This window comes from Pseudomonas sp., from assembly GCF_035554175.1.
Taxonomy (GTDB): domain Bacteria; phylum Pseudomonadota; class Gammaproteobacteria; order Pseudomonadales; family Pseudomonadaceae; genus Aquipseudomonas.
Genome location: NZ_DATMIV010000050.1, coordinates 121,325 through 136,685 on the forward strand (window position 1 = coordinate 121,325; position 15,361 = coordinate 136,685).

At 60.1% G+C, this 15,361-nt stretch carries 13 protein-coding genes; 6 read left to right on the forward strand and 7 right to left on the reverse strand.

Translation table 11 applies throughout. The features are described 5' to 3' along the window. Positions 1-22: 22 nt before the first annotated feature. Entirely contained in the window at positions 23-700 is a 678-nt protein-coding gene (locus tag VNV36_RS22060) for a type 1 glutamine amidotransferase domain-containing protein (RefSeq protein ID WP_325720512.1), read from the reverse strand. 211 nt (positions 701-911) lie between these two features. Between VNV36_RS22060 and curR the strand changes: the two genes are divergently transcribed. Next, on the forward strand, positions 912-1,496 hold the full coding sequence (curR, locus tag VNV36_RS22065; protein ID WP_325720514.1) for a TetR family transcriptional repressor CurR: 585 nt from the start codon (positions 912-914) through the stop codon (positions 1,494-1,496). Between the two features lie 379 nt (positions 1,497-1,875). Here curR and VNV36_RS22070 read toward each other — a convergent pair whose 3' ends face one another. After that, a complete protein-coding gene (locus tag VNV36_RS22070; RefSeq protein ID WP_325720516.1) occupies positions 1,876-2,199 on the reverse strand; it encodes a hypothetical protein in 324 nt (107 codons plus the stop codon). Positions 2,200-2,440: 241 nt separating this feature from the next. Here VNV36_RS22070 and VNV36_RS22075 point away from each other — a divergent pair, with 241 nt between their 5' ends. Beyond that, positions 2,441-4,567 carry a TonB-dependent siderophore receptor gene (locus VNV36_RS22075; protein WP_325720518.1) on the forward strand — a complete coding sequence of 709 codons (2,127 nt, stop codon included), beginning with the start codon at positions 2,441-2,443 and terminating at the stop codon, positions 4,565-4,567. 235 nt (positions 4,568-4,802) lie between these two features. Beyond that, on the forward strand, positions 4,803-6,209 hold the full coding sequence (gabP, locus tag VNV36_RS22080; protein WP_325720520.1) for a GABA permease: 1,407 nt from the start codon (positions 4,803-4,805) through the stop codon (positions 6,207-6,209). Here the strand turns inward: gabP and VNV36_RS22085 are convergent. Next, positions 6,206-6,418, reverse strand: coding sequence for a hypothetical protein (locus tag VNV36_RS22085; protein WP_325720522.1), 213 nt, complete (start codon positions 6,416-6,418; stop codon positions 6,206-6,208). The genes gabP and VNV36_RS22085 overlap by 4 nt on opposite strands. 18 nt (positions 6,419-6,436) lie before the next feature. Further along, the gene (locus tag VNV36_RS22090) at positions 6,437-8,488 is read right to left on the reverse strand and encodes a 2Fe-2S iron-sulfur cluster-binding protein (RefSeq protein ID WP_325720524.1); all 2,052 of its coding nucleotides are present in this window, start codon (positions 8,486-8,488) and stop codon (positions 6,437-6,439) included. Positions 8,489-8,771: 283 nt separating this feature from the next. On the opposite strand from VNV36_RS22090, the gene VNV36_RS22095 reads away from it, so the two are divergent. Beyond that, entirely contained in the window at positions 8,772-9,401 is a 630-nt protein-coding gene (locus VNV36_RS22095) for a glutathione S-transferase family protein (protein ID WP_325720526.1), read from the forward strand. A gap of 155 nt (positions 9,402-9,556) precedes the next feature. Continuing rightward, positions 9,557-10,477 (forward strand): LysR family transcriptional regulator, encoded by a 921-nt coding sequence (locus VNV36_RS22100; RefSeq protein ID WP_325720528.1) that lies wholly within the window; start codon positions 9,557-9,559, stop codon positions 10,475-10,477. Between the two features lie 15 nt (positions 10,478-10,492). On the opposite strand, the gene VNV36_RS22105 is transcribed toward VNV36_RS22100, so the two are convergent. Then, positions 10,493-11,269, reverse strand: coding sequence for an alpha/beta fold hydrolase (locus tag VNV36_RS22105; protein ID WP_325720530.1), 777 nt, complete (start codon positions 11,267-11,269; stop codon positions 10,493-10,495). 153 nt (positions 11,270-11,422) lie between these two features. Next, entirely contained in the window at positions 11,423-12,664 is a 1,242-nt protein-coding gene (locus VNV36_RS22110; RefSeq protein ID WP_325720532.1) for an MFS transporter, read from the reverse strand. Between the two features lie 388 nt (positions 12,665-13,052). Between VNV36_RS22110 and VNV36_RS22115 the strand changes: the two genes are divergently transcribed. Next, a complete protein-coding gene (locus VNV36_RS22115) occupies positions 13,053-14,345 on the forward strand; it encodes an Nramp family divalent metal transporter (RefSeq protein WP_414705537.1) in 1,293 nt (430 codons plus the stop codon). Positions 14,346-14,387: 42 nt separating this feature from the next. On the opposite strand, the gene VNV36_RS22120 is transcribed toward VNV36_RS22115, so the two are convergent. Next, positions 14,388-15,191 carry a DUF1206 domain-containing protein gene (locus tag VNV36_RS22120; RefSeq protein ID WP_325720536.1) on the reverse strand — a complete coding sequence of 268 codons (804 nt, stop codon included), beginning with the start codon at positions 15,189-15,191 and terminating at the stop codon, positions 14,388-14,390. Positions 15,192-15,361: the final 170 nt, after the last annotated feature.

Sequence of the window (15,361 nt, forward strand, 5' to 3'; positions counted from 1 at the left end):
TTGATCGGATGGAGCGAGGGATTCAGCCCAGCAGCTTCAAAAGCTCTTTTGCAACGGCAGCAGAGCTCGCCGGGTTCTGGCCTGTGACCAGTTGCCCGTCAGCCACCACATGCACCTGCCAGTCAGCTACTTTCGAGTATCGCCCGCCGAGACGCTGGAACTCATCCTCGATCAGGAAAGGCACTACATCAGTCAGGCCGACCGCCGCTTCTTCGGCGTTGGTGAAACCGGTGACGTCGCGCCCTTTGACGATCGGCTGGCCGTCAGCCCGCACCACATGGCGCAACACGCCCGGAGCGTGGCAGACAAAACCGTGGGGCTTGTTGGCGCGGTCGAATGCTTCGATCAGCGCAATCGACTTCTTGTCTTCGGCCAGATCCCATAGCGGGCCGTGGCCGCCTGGGTAGAACACCGCATCGAAATCCTCGGCGCGGACATCTGCCAGGCGACCAGTGTTGGCCAGTGCCTGCTGAGCGGCCGGGTCAGCACGAAAGCGATCGGTCTCGGCCGTCTGCGCACCGGGCTCATCGCTTTTCGGATCGAGCGGAGGCTGGCCACCGGCCGGCGACACCAGTGTGACGTCGGCTCCGGCGTCCTTGAAGGCGTAGTAGGGCGCGGCGAACTCTTCCAGCCAGAAGCCGGTTTTCTTGCCGGTGTTGCCGAGTTGATCGTGGGAAGTCAGAACCATCAAGATTTTCATAGAGCACCCTGGGTTGGTCAGGCAGCGGCAGAAGGTGAGGAATTCATCGACTGTCGATACCGCATGAATTTGCTGTGTCGGGGCGCAGCATAGTTTCCAATTAGACCAGTCGTCTAGTATTTTTTTCAGCACAGGTTTTCCATGGACAGATATGGCAAACTCGCGGTCCTGAAAACTATACGACTGGTCTATGTCTGGAATTTTGCGCCCGATGAAACCGACTTACGACGACACCCGCCAACACTTGCTCGACACCGGTCACCGGATGATGGCCGAGAAGGGCTTCACCAGTGTCGGCCTCAACGAGATCCTGCAGACCGCCGGCGTGCCCAAGGGCTCGTTCTATCACTACTTCAAATCCAAGGAGTTGTACGGCCAGGCGTTGCTGGAGGATTACTTCGTCGACTACCTCGCCGACATGCAGCGTCGCCTGACGCTACCCGGGCTGACTGCATATGAGCGGTTGATGGATTACTGGCAGGGCTGGCAGAACCGCTGCACCCTGGAAGGCCACGGCGACGAATGTCTGGTGGTGAAACTCAGCGCCGAAGTCGCCGACCTGTCCGAGTCGATGCGCCTGACCTTGCGCGATGGCGCCGAACGCATCGTTGCGCGCATCACCGAGTGCATCGAGCAAGGCCAGGCTGACAAAAGCCTGCCCGAAGGCGATGCGCGGCACCTGGCGGAGACCTTGTATCAGCTCTGGCTCGGCGCGAGTCTGCTGAACAAATTGCAGCGCACCGGGCAGTCGCTGCAGACCTCGATGGCGATGACCCGGCAGTTGTTGCGTGTCTGACCCTGCCAAGGGGCCTCTGTAGGAGCGAGCCTGCTCGCGAAAGCGGCGGCACATTCAACATCTTCATGGCCTGAACCAATGCTTTCGCGAGCAGGCTCGCTCCCACAGGTTTTCGCGGCGTGAGCAAAAGCACGGCAACACACATAACCCCTGTGGGAGCGAGCCTGCTCGCGAAAGCGGCGGCACGTTCAACATCTTCATCGCCTGAACCAATGCTTCGCGAGCAGGCTCGCTCCCACAGGTTTTCGCGGCGTGTGCAAAAGCACGGCAACACACATAACCCCTGTGGGAGCGAGCCTGCTCGCGAAAGCGGTGGGTCAGTCAACCGATCCGTCCCCTGACAAGACGCCTTCGCGAGCAAGCTCGCTCCCGCAGGGATTCAATGATCATCGTCGAACAGTTGCGCAAACCACTGCGCATAAGGCGTGTTGCTTACCTTGTGGCGGTTGTAATCCGGGCTGCCGTCCTCCCACCACACCGGCCCGCGCTCGCCCAGCGCGACTTTGGCCTCGTTCACCCGAGCTCGCGCTGACTTCAATGCCTGGGCGTCCTCCGCACCTTTCGCCTTTTTGACCGAACGCCGCGCCGCCATAAGATCTGCAACCAGCGCCTCGCGCTCTGCGTCTGGCAGTGATGGATTACTGCAGCGCCACAGCTGCTGCCTGACCACAAAATAGCGGCCATCGGGGGTGGTGGGGTGCATCGATAACTCCCGTGTCTCGCCGATTAATGAAAGCGCAAATCTGCTCATCTTCCCTGATTACCCCTTCGACGCCGCCTCAACACTGCACGTTCCCTGGATGGCCCGAACGTTGAGCAGCAATCCTGACCTATATGACAAATAAGAATAAGTTTCAATTACGAAGACGACGGTATACCATGCGCGGCGTTTTCACTGGCGGTTTTGCCCTTCGTTCTGGCCTATTCGTAAAGGTTTTCACCTCATGCGTCGAACTCTGCTTTCCATTTGTGTGCTGCAGGCGTTGTCTTCTTCCTCGTGGGCTGAGCCAGCCAATCCGACTTCATCAAAGCTTGAGCTGGAAGCCACCGATGTGGTCGGCACTGCGGATTACGAAAGGGCAGACGGCCCGGTGCAAGGCTATCGCGCCACCCGCTCGGCCAGCGCTACGCGCACCGATACTTCAATTCATGAAACCCCGCAGTCGATCAGCGTGGTGCCCAAAGACGCCGTCGAAGACCTCGGCGCGACCCGTTTGCAGGACGCTCTGGATTACGCCGGTGGCGTCGGCCGGGCCAACAATTTCGGTGGCCAGGGCCTGACCACCTTCACCGTGCGCGGTTTCACCACCGGTGAGTTCTACCGCAACGGTTTCCCGATCAACCGTGGCTACCCGAACATGCCCGACGCCAACACCATCGAGCGTCTGGAAGTGCTGCGCGGCCCGGCGACCATGCTCTATGGCCGTGGCGATCCCGGCGGCACCTTTAACGTCGTGTCCAAGCAGCCATTGCCCGAACGCACCGTGACCCTGGGCAGCCAGTTGAACGACCAGGGCATGAAGCGCGGCACGCTGGATGCGTCCGGCCCGCTCGACGAAGAAGGTCGCCTGGCCTATCGCCTCAACGTAGTGGGTGAGGGCGGTGACACCTTTCGCGATCATGTCGAGACCGAACGCTACGGCATCACGCCGGTGCTGACCTGGCAGGCCACCGATGCGACCAAACTGATTTTCGAAGGCGAGTTCATGCGCAACAACGCGCCGCTCGATCGTGGCGTCACGCGCTACCCGGCGCAGATCGGTACCGCCTCGCGCGATACGTTCTTCGGCGAGAAAGACGTCGGCAAACTGCACAACGACAACAACATGGCGCAGTTGCGTTTCGAGCACATGCTCAATGACGACTGGACCCTGGGCGGCGGGTTCCAGTGGCTCGACGGTTCGCTCAAGGGCGATGCGATCGAGGCCAACGGCATCGCCGCTGATGGCCGCACGCTGGGGCGCAATTTCAACTACCGCAAACTGGAATGGACCGACAAGGACACCCAACTCAACCTCACCGGGCATTTCGATACCGGCGGTCTGCAGCACACCTTGCTCACCGGCATCGAATACGAAGACTACGACTACAAGTCAATCATCCAGCGTTCCAGCGGCGCGGTCGGTACCTATCCGATCGATATCTTCAATCCGGTCTACGGCCAGCCGCGTCCGGCGCTGACCCGCACGCCGACTCACGACAAAGAAAACCTCAAGACCTACGCGGCGTTCGTGCAGGATCAGGTCGCGTTGACCGACAAGCTGAAAGTGCTGGCCGGCGCGCGTTTCGAGCGCTTCGAGCACGACTACGAAACCTACGTGCCCGGCGGCAAGAGCTGGCAGGCCAGTGACAACGCCGTCACGCCGCGTATCGGCGTGACCTACGATTTGAGCGAAACCCTGGCGGTGTACGCCAACACCGCGCGCTCGTTCAAGCCCAACACCGGCGCCAGTCGCGAGGGCGGTGGTTTCGCCCCGGAGAAAGGCAAGTCCTACGAGATGGGCGTGAAGTGGGAAGCGCTGGAGCAACAGTTGAGCGTCGACGCAGCGATCTATCAGATCGAAAAACGCAACGTGCTGACCACCGATCCAGTGGATTCGACGTTCAGCGTCGCGGCCGGCGAAGTACGCAGCCGTGGCTTTGATGTGAACGTCACCGGCAATCTCACCCCGGAGTGGCGAGTGATCGGCGGTTACGCTTACGTCGACGCCGAGGTGACCAAGGACAACACCCTGCGTTCCGGCACACGCTTGCTGAACATTCCCAAGAACAGCTTCAGCCTGCTCAACATGTACGAGTTCCAGGACGGCACGCTCAAAGGTCTCGGCCTCGGCACCGGTCTCAAGTACGTGGATGAGCGTGCCGGGCAGACCGCCAACACCGCGTTTTCCATGGGCAGTTACACCGTGGTCGACCTGCTGAGCTTCTACAAGGTCAACGACAAGGTTCGGCTCAATCTCGATGTGAAAAACATTTTCGATCGCGACTACGAAGAAGGCGCATTCGGCAACGTCTACGCCTATCCGGGCGCGCCGCGAACAGTGCAGGTGGGGATTTCCTACACGCTGTAATCGGCGTATCCGTCGCCGCCGCTTCGATGGTGGCCTGAGAGTGGCATGTCGAGATCAGGCATCGGCATGCCGCACTCAGGCTAGTTGCGCTGCGGTCGGGCCACGTAAGGTGAAGCATCATTTCGTCGGCAAAGCGTCTGCGTCGCTGCTTTCGCCCGAGTCGACTCAAGGGAATGATGATCGCCTGACGCACAGTCAGTGGCCCAAACGTCGATCATGAGAACAATAAGAACCCATGAACAGCCTGAATCCCAAGGACTCCAACGGTCAGTTGGCGCAAGGTTTCAAACCGCGTCACGTCACCATGCTCTCCATTGCCGGCATCATCGGCGCAGGACTTTTCGTAGGCTCAGGCCACGCCATCGCCGCCGCCGGTCCAGCGGTACTGCTCGCTTATCTGTTCTCCGGTCTGCTGGTGGTGCTGGTGATGCGCATGCTCGGTGAGATGGCCGTGGCGCATCCCGACACCGGCTCGTTTTCCACCTACGCCGATCAAGCCATTGGCTGCTGGGCCGGGTTCACCATCGGTTGGCTTTACTGGTGGTTCTGGGTGCTGGTGATTCCGATCGAAGCGCTGGCCGCCGGGCACGTGCTCAACCAGTGGTTTCCCCAGGTCGATGGGTGGTTGTTCGCCTTGCTGTCGATCGTCTTGCTGGTGATCACCAATCTGTTCAGCGTGTCGAAATACGGCGAGTTCGAATTCTGGTTCGCCATGGCCAAGGTCGTCGCGATCATCGGTTTCATTGGCCTGGGCTTTGCGGTGTTGCTGGGCTGGATTCCCGAGCGCGAAGCCAGTGGCTTGAGCACGCTGATGGCCGAGCACGGCGGCTTCGCCCCGAACGGTTTGTCGGCGGTGGTGGGTGCTTTCATCACCATCATGTTCAGTTTCATCGGCACCGAAGCGGTAACCATCGCCGCAGCGGAATCGAACAACCCGGCGCAGAACATCGCCAAGGCCACCCGCTCGGTGATCTGGCGCATCGGTATCTTCTATCTGCTGTCGATCTTCGTGGTGATTTCCGTGGTGCCGTGGAATGACCCGCAACTCGCCTCGGTCGGCTCATACCAGCGTGCACTGGAGCTGATGAACATCCCCAACGCCAAATTTCTCGTCGACGTGGTCGTGCTGATCGCCGTGGCCAGTTGCATGAATTCGTCGATCTACATTTCCTCGCGCATGCTCTATTCACTGGGCCGACGCGGCGATGCCCCGCCGGCGCTGAAAGTGACCTCGGCTGCCGGCGTGCCACGGGCTGCGGTGATCGCCAGCACGGTGATCGGCGCGGGGGTGACGTTGCTCAGTTATTTCATGCCTGCCGGGTTGTTCCAGTTTCTGCTCGCCAGTTCCGGCGCGATTGCCTTGCTGGTGTATCTGGTGATCGCCATTTCGCAGTTGCGCATGCGCCGCCGACTGGAACGGGAAAAGGTCGAAGTGACCCTGCGCATGTGGCTGTTTCCCTGGCTCACCTGGCTGGTCATCGCTTTCATCTGCGCGGCATTGGCGGTGATGATGATCACCCCGGAACATCGCATGGAAGTCAGCTCGACGATTGGTCTGGCGTTGCTGATTTCCTTCGTCGGATTGATCAGCAGCCGCCAGCACCGGCCGGCGCGCCGTGTGGCGGCGGTGGGCAAGGCCTAAGAGAACAACGCTTTGAGCCCACGGGAAAACCAGTTGTTCGGGCTCAAAGGCAGATGCTCACGTTGATTGTATGAACCAGCCATCGCGCAGGTTTCACCGGCGAGCGAGCCCAGCAGTTGCGGCAGCAGGAAGCTGCGTTCGCATTCGCTGGCGGACAGTTCGGTTTTTTCCGGCGGCCAAACGACGTTGGTTTCGGCAAATGGATTCATGGCACACCTCCTCGTAACTCAAACGTCTAGCACCAGGGTGTCGCTGCCCTGCGCCGGGGCGGCGCAGCAGATCAGCACTTCGTCGTCCGCCAGGCGCATGGCCGGCGGGGTGAGGTAATGCACCTGGCCGCTGCTCAGGCGGGTTTTGCAGGTGCCGCACGAACCGCCGCGGCAGCTGAACTCCGGATTCAAGCCACGCGCCTCGGCCAGTTCCAGCAAGGTGCCGCTGCCCGGTTCCCAGCGCGCTTCCTTGCCGGACGGGGCGAACAACACTTTGACCGGCTCTTCGGCGACCGGCACTTGCGGCGGCGCCGGGGTGCTGATTTCGACATCGCGGACCAGCGTTGACGGGCCAAAGGTTTCAGCGTGGATACGATCGTCGGGGATGCGCATTTTGCGCAGGCCGTCGTATAGCGCCTGGGTAAAGCTGCCCGGCCCGCACAGATAGAAATCGTAGTCATCCAGCGGCAGCAGGTTTTTCAGCAAGGCAATGTCGATGCGCCCGGCGTGATCGTAACCCTGCGCTGTTGCTTCCAGCGGCGGCTGGCTGACCACCCGCAGCACTTTGACCTTGTCGCCGGCACGCGCAGCCAGGGCATCGATTTCTTCGCGAAAGGCCAGGTCTTCAACGGTGCGACTGCTTTGCACCACCCAGGTCGGGCGCATGCGGCTGATGCGTTTTCCTTGATAGACCACTTCGCGCAGCATCGACAGCAACGGCGTCACCCCGACCCCGGCGGCGAGCAGCACCAACGGACGGCGCTCGGTAGCGTCGACGGTGAAGTCGCCTTGCGGGGCGCGGGCTTCGATCAAATCCAGTGCTTGAACTCGGTCGTGCAAGTGTGAAGAAACCGAGCCATCGCGTTTGACGCTGATGCGCAAGAATTCGTCCGACGGCGCGCTGGAAACGCTGTAAGTGCGGATCGAGGCGGCGTCCTGTCCATCGAGCAAAACCTTGATCGGCAAGTGCTGGCCCGGTTCGAAGCGCGGCAGGCCAAAGCCGTCGTTGGCTTGCAGGTAAAAGGAACGGATCTGCGGGCTCTCATCGACCACCCGCGTTACGTGCAGTGGACGCCACTGATTGCGCAACGCTTCGGCCTGCAGACGCTCGCGGGTCTGCTCCCAGCTGCCGGTCATTTGCGAATTGGGCGAATCGCCGTCCGGTTGCTCGGCCCAGCGCAATGGCAACGCCGCCTGACGGTAAACGATGCGCTGCGGCTTGAAGCGCCACAGCCGTTCGGCGCCCTGGAACGCGGCGATCTGCGGGTCGTCCAGCAGCACTTCGGCGTTGCCGGTCAACTGCAACAGATCGCCGCTGGCGAAATCGATGAAGGTCAGTCCGGCGCGCGGGTTGAGCAGGATATTGCCGAGGGTGTTGAAGAACAGATTGCCTGAGAAATCGGGAATGGTCAGGGTGCCGTCTTCATCCATATGGACGAAGCCGGACTTGCCGCCGCGATGGGACACGTCGACTTGCCGCTCGCCGTCGCGCACTACGTAAGTGGCGACGTAGAACGAGTCAGCGGCGGTGATCATGTCGCGCACCAGCGGTTCGCTGACGGGTAATTCAAGTGCGGTGTCGGTGGTCTCGTCGACGAAGGCGTAGTGGCGCAGATTGATGTAGCGCGGGCAGTTGCCGTAAGCCTGGGTCACGGCGATTTCGAGGCTGTCGTCAGCGCGGCGGCTGATGTTGCCGTTCATGCGATTGCGCCGACGGGTGTGCAGTTCGATGCCGAGCATGCCGATCGCATCGCCGGGCTGCAGGCCTTGATTCGCCGGATCGTTGGGCTGGGCGTCGAGTTTGATCTTCAAAACCTGCGGCGACGGCGAGTCCATGAATCCCGGTTGACCGGTGCGCAGGGTTGCCCACGGATCGCCCTGGCTATCGACAGCGCCGAGCACGACGAAGGGCAGCTGTGCATAGAACTCGCGGTGCTGATCCGGCATCCAGTCGCGAGCCAATTGCCGCTGGCCAACGCCGACCATCATTTCCACCGCGCCGACCGCACGTTGCAGGGTCAGCTCACCTTCATGCCAGGGCGAAATCTGTGGTTTCGACGCTGTGTCCATTTCGATTCTCCTACTGTGCAACGGGCCGTTGAGCCGCCGAGGGCTGAAGCTCAAGTGGGCTCATGTTCGCCTTCAACCGGTTGCGAGGGAATGGCCAGAAACTGCAATCCACTGTTTCAGTCGGTGAAATGATCCCTACGTGCGTCTAAGGGCGTGGGGGATTATTTCACTGGCTGAAATGCTCGATTGTATTTGCTGAGGATTCCGCGATTTGCGGCACGGGAGCAGGATGAGCCCATCGACACGATCAGCGGGTCGAACTCAAATAATTCAGGAGCACGTCATGTCCCAGTCAGCCGTCAAACTGTACCGCCATCCGTTGTCCGGCCACTCGCATCGCGTCGAGTTGATGCTGTCCCTGCTGAAGGTTCCGACCGAACTGGTGTTCGTCGACCTGATGAAGGGCGCGCACAAAACGCCGGAATTCCTCGCTCTCAACCGATTCGGCCAGGTGCCGGTGATTGATGACAACGGCACGGTGCTCGCTGACTCCAACGGCATTCTCGTCTACCTCGCGGGCAAATACGGCAACGGTCAATGGTTGCCGAGCGACCCGATCGAGCAAGCCAAAGTGCAGCGCTGGTTATCGGTCGCTGCTGGTCAGATCAGCTCTGGCCCGGCCACGGCGCGCTTGATCACGGTGTTCGGCGCCGGTTACGACGCCGCCGACGCGATCAAACGTTCCCACGCCTTGTTGCAAGTGATGGAAGACGAGTTGGCCAACAGCGCATTCCTCGCCGGCGACCAGGCAACCGTTGCCGATGTCGCTGCCTACACTTACGTCGCCCACGCACCGGAAGGCAACGTCTCGCTGGATGAATACCCGAATGTGCGTGCGTGGTTGCAGCGGGTAGAAGCGTTGCCTGGATTCGTCGGCATGCAGCGCACAGCGGTGGGCCTGCAAAGCGCTTGATTCACACACAAACGCAAATCCCCTGTGGGAGCGAGCCTGCTCGCGAAGGCTTTCTATCAGTCAGCATCACAGCTGAATGACACAGCGCTTTCGCGAGCAGGCTCGCTCCCACAGGGGGGCACTGTGTTTTCGAGATTTTTAACAGGTCTGCATTTATGGATCGTTTTCAGGAAATGCGCATGTTCCTGGCCGTGGCCGAGGAGGGTGGCTTCGCTGCTGCGGACCGGCGCTTGAACACCTCGCCGCCCAGTGTGACCCGCGCCATCGCTGCACTGGAGCAACGCATCGGCACTCGTTTGTTGTCGCGCACTACACGCAGCTTGCACCTGACCGAAGCGGGGCACCGTTACCTGGAAGATTGCCGGCGGATACTCTGCGATATCGATGAAGCCGAAGAGGCTGCCGCTGGCAGTTATCGAGAGCCGAGTGGGCATTTGAGCGTGACCGCGTCGGTGTTGTTTGGTGAGTTGTTCATTGCGCCGTTGCTGGCGCAATACGTGGATGCATTTCCTTCGGTGCATCTGAAGGCTTTGCTGGTTGATCGGGTGGTGAACATGGCCGAGGAGGGTATTGATGTTGCCGTGCGCATCGGTCATCTGCACGAGAACAATCAGCATGCCATCAAGGTCGGTGAGGTCCGCCAGGTAATCTGCGGCACGCCGGATTACTTCGCCCGCTATGGCCGACCGCAACATCCAACCGAGTTGAGTCGCGCCAATATCGTCATGTCGTGCGCCAGTCATTTGCTCAGCGATTGGCAGTTTGCCCATGCCGACGGCCCGTTGAGCTTTCGCTTCGAGCCGCGCCTTGTGGTGACCGCGAATCAGGCAGCAATCAACATCGCCAGCACCGGTTGGGGAATTACCCGGGTGTTGTCTTACCAAGTCGCCAGCCAAGTGGCTGCGGGTGAACTGGAGTTGGTGTTGCAGGCTTTCGAACCACCGGCGCTACCGGTGCAGGTGGTTTATCTGAAGCATCCGCGCGTACCGGCAAAGGTGCGTACGTTTGTCGATTTTCTCAGCGAACGGCTGCAGCACAACGCTGCGCTGAAAGCCGTGAACAGGGTTCACGGCTGACGCATCAGCGATTTGTCAATTCGCCGCAGCAGCGGTTTCGATCAGGCTGGCGACGACTTTCGGGTTGGACACCATCACCACGTGCGACGCGCCTTTGACCACTACAGTCTTTTTCGCGTGAGCCCGTTCGGCCATGTACGCCAGCGCTTGCGCCGGGATGTTCTTGTCCTGATCGCCATAAACGAAGTACGACGGCACGGTTTTCCACGCAGGCTCGGTCGCGGCTTCGTTGAGTGCGGCGACGGTCACCGGGCGTTGGGTCGCGGCCATCAGCTTCGCATCGGCCGGGGACACATCGGCAGCGAACTGATCGTGGAATTTGTCCTGCTGGATGTACAAGTCCTTACCGCCGTCGGCCAGCGCCACCGGGGGCGCGAGGGTTGGGCCAAGGGTGCTGCCGGGGAAACGTCCGGACAGTTCAGCCGCCGTTTCGCCCTTTTCCGGCGCGAACGCGGCAACGTACACCAGCGCTTTGACATTGGCGTTGCCGTAAGCAGCTTCGCTGATCACCGGGCCACCGTAGGAGTGGCCGACCAGCACCACGGGAGTTTTCACGCTGGCCAGCACATCCGCCACCGATTGCGCATCACCCTTGACCGAGCGCAGCGGGTTGGCGGCTGCAATCACTGGGTAACCATCCTTTTCGAGAATCCTGACCACGCCATTCCAACTGCTCGAATCGGCGAAGGCACCGTGCACCAGCACCACGGTGGGTTTGACCGGGGCTGCGAACGCAGCAGTGGCACCGAACATGGCGGCAGTGAGGGCGAGGGTTGCGAAGACTTTGTTCATGGTGGTGTCCTGTCGATTGATTAGGGTAGGAATGGAAGCGACAGTGGTATTTAGCGCGCTAAATGTGTCAGTTGTGTGTTTGAACGGTTTGACTTCGCATGCACGTGTATATGGGGTGGGCAAAGCTACATGTTGATACAAAGTCCCGGCAGCTCAGCCTCGCTCCACCAATGCAGCGGACTCCAGTTTTTCACTGCGCTGCAGCGTTTCCGGAACACCGATCAACACCAGCAGAAACGCTGCCCCTGCAATTGCCGCAAGCGTCAGGAATGCCGCGCTGTAACCGGCGGCCTCGACGACAAACCCGGCCAGCCCATTGCTCAGCGCCGCGGCCAGACCAAACGCAGTCGTCAGCGCGCCGAGGCTGACATTGAAATGCCCGGAGCCAAGGGTGAGATCCTTGACCATTACCGGGAACAGCGCACCGAACAGACCAGCACCGACGCCGTCCAGCAACTGCACGGCGACCAGCCAGTACGGATCATCCGAAAACGTGTAGAGCAAGCCACGCAGCGGCAGTATCAGAAAGCCTGCCAACAATAAAGGTTTGCGCCCCCAGACATCGGCTTTCGCGCCGGCCAGTAGCGCCATCGGCACCATCACCAGTTGCGCGGCGACGATACATGCCGACGTCAGTGGCGTGGCCATGTGCAAGTTGGCTTGGGCGAGTTTCTGGCTTACCAGCGGCAGCATCGCCGCGTTGGCCAGATGGAAAAGCGCGCAGCACAGCGCAAACATCAGCAGAGGGCGATTGCTCAGCAGCACCTTGAAACCGGACGGTTGATGACGTTGATCGCCAGGCTGCAGGCCGCGTGCGAGGTCATGATCAATCGCTTCGGCCGAGACGAACAGCACCGCAATCACGCTGCCCAGCGCCATGACCGCCATCAAATAAAATACCGCCACCGGACCGAACAGATACGCAAACAGACCGGCCAATAACGCCGCGCACGCGTTGCCGGCATGGTTGAACGTCTCGTTGCGACCGATGCGCCGGGTGAATGCCCGTGGGCCGGTGATGCCCAGAGTGATCGCAGAAATGGCCGGGGCGAAAATCGACGCCGCCGCAGCACTCAAAGCCTGAGTCAACGCCACCAGACTGAATGAAGTAATCAACGGCAGCACCAGACAACTGGCCGTGACCAGCAGCGCGGCGATGATGATCAGCGCACGTTTCGCCCGGCTGCTGTCCACCAGCGCACCGGCGGGTGTCTGCGTGACCAGCGCAGCAATGCCGGCGAGGGTCATGACCACGCCGATGCTGGCCGGATCCCAGTGGTGCACCGCGAGCAGATAGATGGCGAGGTACGGCCCGAGACCATCGCGGACATCGGCGAGGAAGAAATTCAGACTGTCCAGCGAGCGGTTGTTGCGACGGACGAGAGGGTGGATCACGGAGCCAGACCCTTGATTGTGAGCTTCGCGTAGGTTAAGCGACCTCGGCAAACCTAATGACCAGAGGGGCGGGAGGTTAGTTGCAGGAGGTCGGGGACGATGTCGCTTCGCAGGTTCCCGTTGTGCATACGCGTTCAATCAATGTTATCGGTCATCCTATAAGTTGGTTTCAGCACACTCGTGACCGTTTTTGTCTACCGACCATGTCTCCAGATGCTGTAAAAACGCTGCTATGGTCGAGACAGAATCATCGCAAGCTACGTGGCCACATGCTGCTGAAACATTTTTACATACTCTCCCAATAGCGTTGTTGTACGACATCCTACCTAATGCGCACAGCTGCATTCATTCTCAAAAAAACAATAATGGAGATACCCCTATGACGAGCATGCCTTCACTCGATCATCAGGCCGCTGCGAAACCGCAAAACCGATTCTTGCGCATGCTCAAACTGCTCGGCCCCGGAATTATCGCCGTGCTGTCGTGGCTCGGCGCGGGCGACTTGATCACGTCGTCAGTGGCCGGCGCGAACTACGGCTACGCAATGATGTGGGTGCTGGCGGTCTCGTTGCTGTTGAGGTACCTGATCGTCAACATCATTGCCCGTTTCCAGTTGTGCAATAACCAGGGCATGACCATTCTTCAGGGCTACGCCCAGCTCAACCCGGTGTTTGCCTGGTTCATGCTGGTTTATGCCTTGTTGATGGGGCATTTGATGAACGCCTACATGATCAAGGGGGCAGGGGAGTCGCTGGCAATGCTGTTCAAGATCGATCAGCCCTTGCTGTGCTCAGTGGCGGTGGTGCTGGCGGTCTGGATGCTGGTCGGGCGCAACATCTACACGATGATCGAAGGCGTGATGAAGCTGCTGTTGGCGATCATGACACTGGCGTTCATCGCCCTGGCGGTGATGTCCGGCCCGGATGTCAGTGGCATCATCAAAGGCACCATCGGCTTCAGCATTCCGCCTGATGAAGGCGTGCATGGCGCGTTGCTGGTGGCGGTTTCGGTGATCGGCGCGGTCGCCGGTTCCATCGCCAACTTCGTGCACCCCTATGTCATGCGTCAGAAAGGCTGGACCGGGCCGCAGCACAAGCGCATTCAACGCAACGATCTGCTGTTTGCGGTGTTCGTCGGGATCATCATCAACCTGGCTATCTGGATCGTCGGTGCAGAAATCCTGCGCCCCAACGGCATCGAAGTGAAAACTCTGGGTGACCTGGGCAAGGCACTGGAAATCTACTTCGGCCCGATCGGCTGGTATGTATTCTTCATCGGCGTGTTCGCCACGCTGTTCGCCAGTATTTCAGGCAAGACCACGGCGTTTCCGATGCTGATCACCGACGCCTTCCAGCATGTTCGTCCTGAGCGCCGCGAGAAGTACGGCAAAGAGTTTCATCACGACCCGATGCACAAGTGGTTCATGCTGTTCATCCTGGTTACGCCGCTGATCTGGTCGATGCCGGGCATGCCGGATTTCGTGACCCTGACCATCGGCGTCAGCGCGTTGAACATCATTGGCTTGCCGGTCATTTCCCTGGGCTTGCTGATCATGTCCAACCAGAAATCGCTGCTGGACAAGCAATATCGCAACAACCTGTTTGAAAACATTGCGCTGTTGTTTGCCACCGGTCTTGCGCTTTGGGTGGCCTTTCAGCTGGGCGTCGATCTGTTCACTTGATGACGAGCAGTCGAGGGGGCACGCGCCCCCTCGAATCGCGGGTTACAACGGAACATCCATTTCGATGCTGCGCCAGGCGGCTTCGGAAAAGCTGTAGACCGAGAATGCGATCAACCCCAACGCCATTACCATCAGCAGCACAGCGCCGGCCGGCAGATTCTGCACAGCATCGAGCGCTTCCTTCATGCCGGGCGGATTCGTCGCTTGGTAAACCGAGCCGCTGACCGCCATCAACAGCGCAATTTCGATAAACACCACGCCGCGGGCGATCAAGCCAAAGCGCGACACCGGGCGTACATAACGCATGACTTCGTCATCGGCCTCAAAGTACTTCTCGAATGAGGCTTTCCAGCCTTTGATGATGTGCGCAATACCTACACCCAGCGGAATCAAAGCGATCAGGTAGATCAACAGGTTGGAGTGCTCGAAAGACAGCAGATTCGCCAGCAGATCCTTGGTCTTGGCATCTCCGGAACCGCCCGAACTTCTGACGCCGCTCACCAGCAGGCCCAAGGCAAAGAAGGCCACTGCCGCATTGACCAGCCCCCCGGCCAGCAAACCGGCACGAATCACCAGGCCTTTCAGCTCGGTGCCGTGGTGATCGACGTCGCGAATCGCTTGCAGCGCGCGCCATGCGGCAAAGGCCAGCAGACCAGCGACCACCACGCCGACCAGAACATAACCGAACGGCTGGCTGAGGAGCGCTTCCAGACTTTTGTGACTGTCTTTCGGTTTGGTGGAGTCGTGAGCTGCGAGCAGCGCGAAGATGCCGATGATCAGATACAGAACACCTCGTGCGGCGTATCCGCCGCGGGCGAGTAGGACAAGGGTGTGTTGAGTGGACATGGGGGTTATTTCCAGAGATTCGTTCTGGAGCAGACCTGTCGGTGGGAGAAGGGTTCGATAAAGGTCGCCGAACTGCGCCGTGCGAGCTTCAGCGCGAACTGACTGAACCCTGATGCGGAGTCGAAGATCGGCCGCACGGGGATGCCGGTCGAGTGAAAAGAGCGGCCACG

Bases quoted from the DNA above. Each gene is read 5' to 3' on its own strand.
- VNV36_RS22060 (WP_325720512.1), bottom strand. From the start codon at position 700: ATGAAAATCTTGATGGTTCTGACTTCCCACGATCAACTCGGCAACACC.
- curR (WP_325720514.1), top strand. From the start codon at position 912: ATGAAACCGACTTACGACGACACCCGCCAACACTTGCTCGACACCGGT.
- VNV36_RS22070 (WP_325720516.1), bottom strand. From the start codon at position 2,199: ATGCACCCCACCACCCCCGATGGCCGCTATTTTGTGGTCAGGCAGCAG.
- VNV36_RS22075 (WP_325720518.1), top strand. From the start codon at position 2,441: ATGCGTCGAACTCTGCTTTCCATTTGTGTGCTGCAGGCGTTGTCTTCT.
- gabP (WP_325720520.1), top strand. From the start codon at position 4,803: ATGAACAGCCTGAATCCCAAGGACTCCAACGGTCAGTTGGCGCAAGGT.
- VNV36_RS22085 (WP_325720522.1), bottom strand. From the start codon at position 6,418: ATGAATCCATTTGCCGAAACCAACGTCGTTTGGCCGCCGGAAAAAACC.
- VNV36_RS22090 (WP_325720524.1), bottom strand. From the start codon at position 8,488: ATGGACACAGCGTCGAAACCACAGATTTCGCCCTGGCATGAAGGTGAG.
- VNV36_RS22095 (WP_325720526.1), top strand. From the start codon at position 8,772: ATGTCCCAGTCAGCCGTCAAACTGTACCGCCATCCGTTGTCCGGCCAC.
- VNV36_RS22100 (WP_325720528.1), top strand. From the start codon at position 9,557: ATGGATCGTTTTCAGGAAATGCGCATGTTCCTGGCCGTGGCCGAGGAG.
- VNV36_RS22105 (WP_325720530.1), bottom strand. From the start codon at position 11,269: ATGAACAAAGTCTTCGCAACCCTCGCCCTCACTGCCGCCATGTTCGGT.
- VNV36_RS22115 (WP_414705537.1), top strand. From the start codon at position 13,053: ATGCCTTCACTCGATCATCAGGCCGCTGCGAAACCGCAAAACCGATTC.
- VNV36_RS22120 (WP_325720536.1), bottom strand. From the start codon at position 15,191: ATGTCCACTCAACACACCCTTGTCCTACTCGCCCGCGGCGGATACGCC.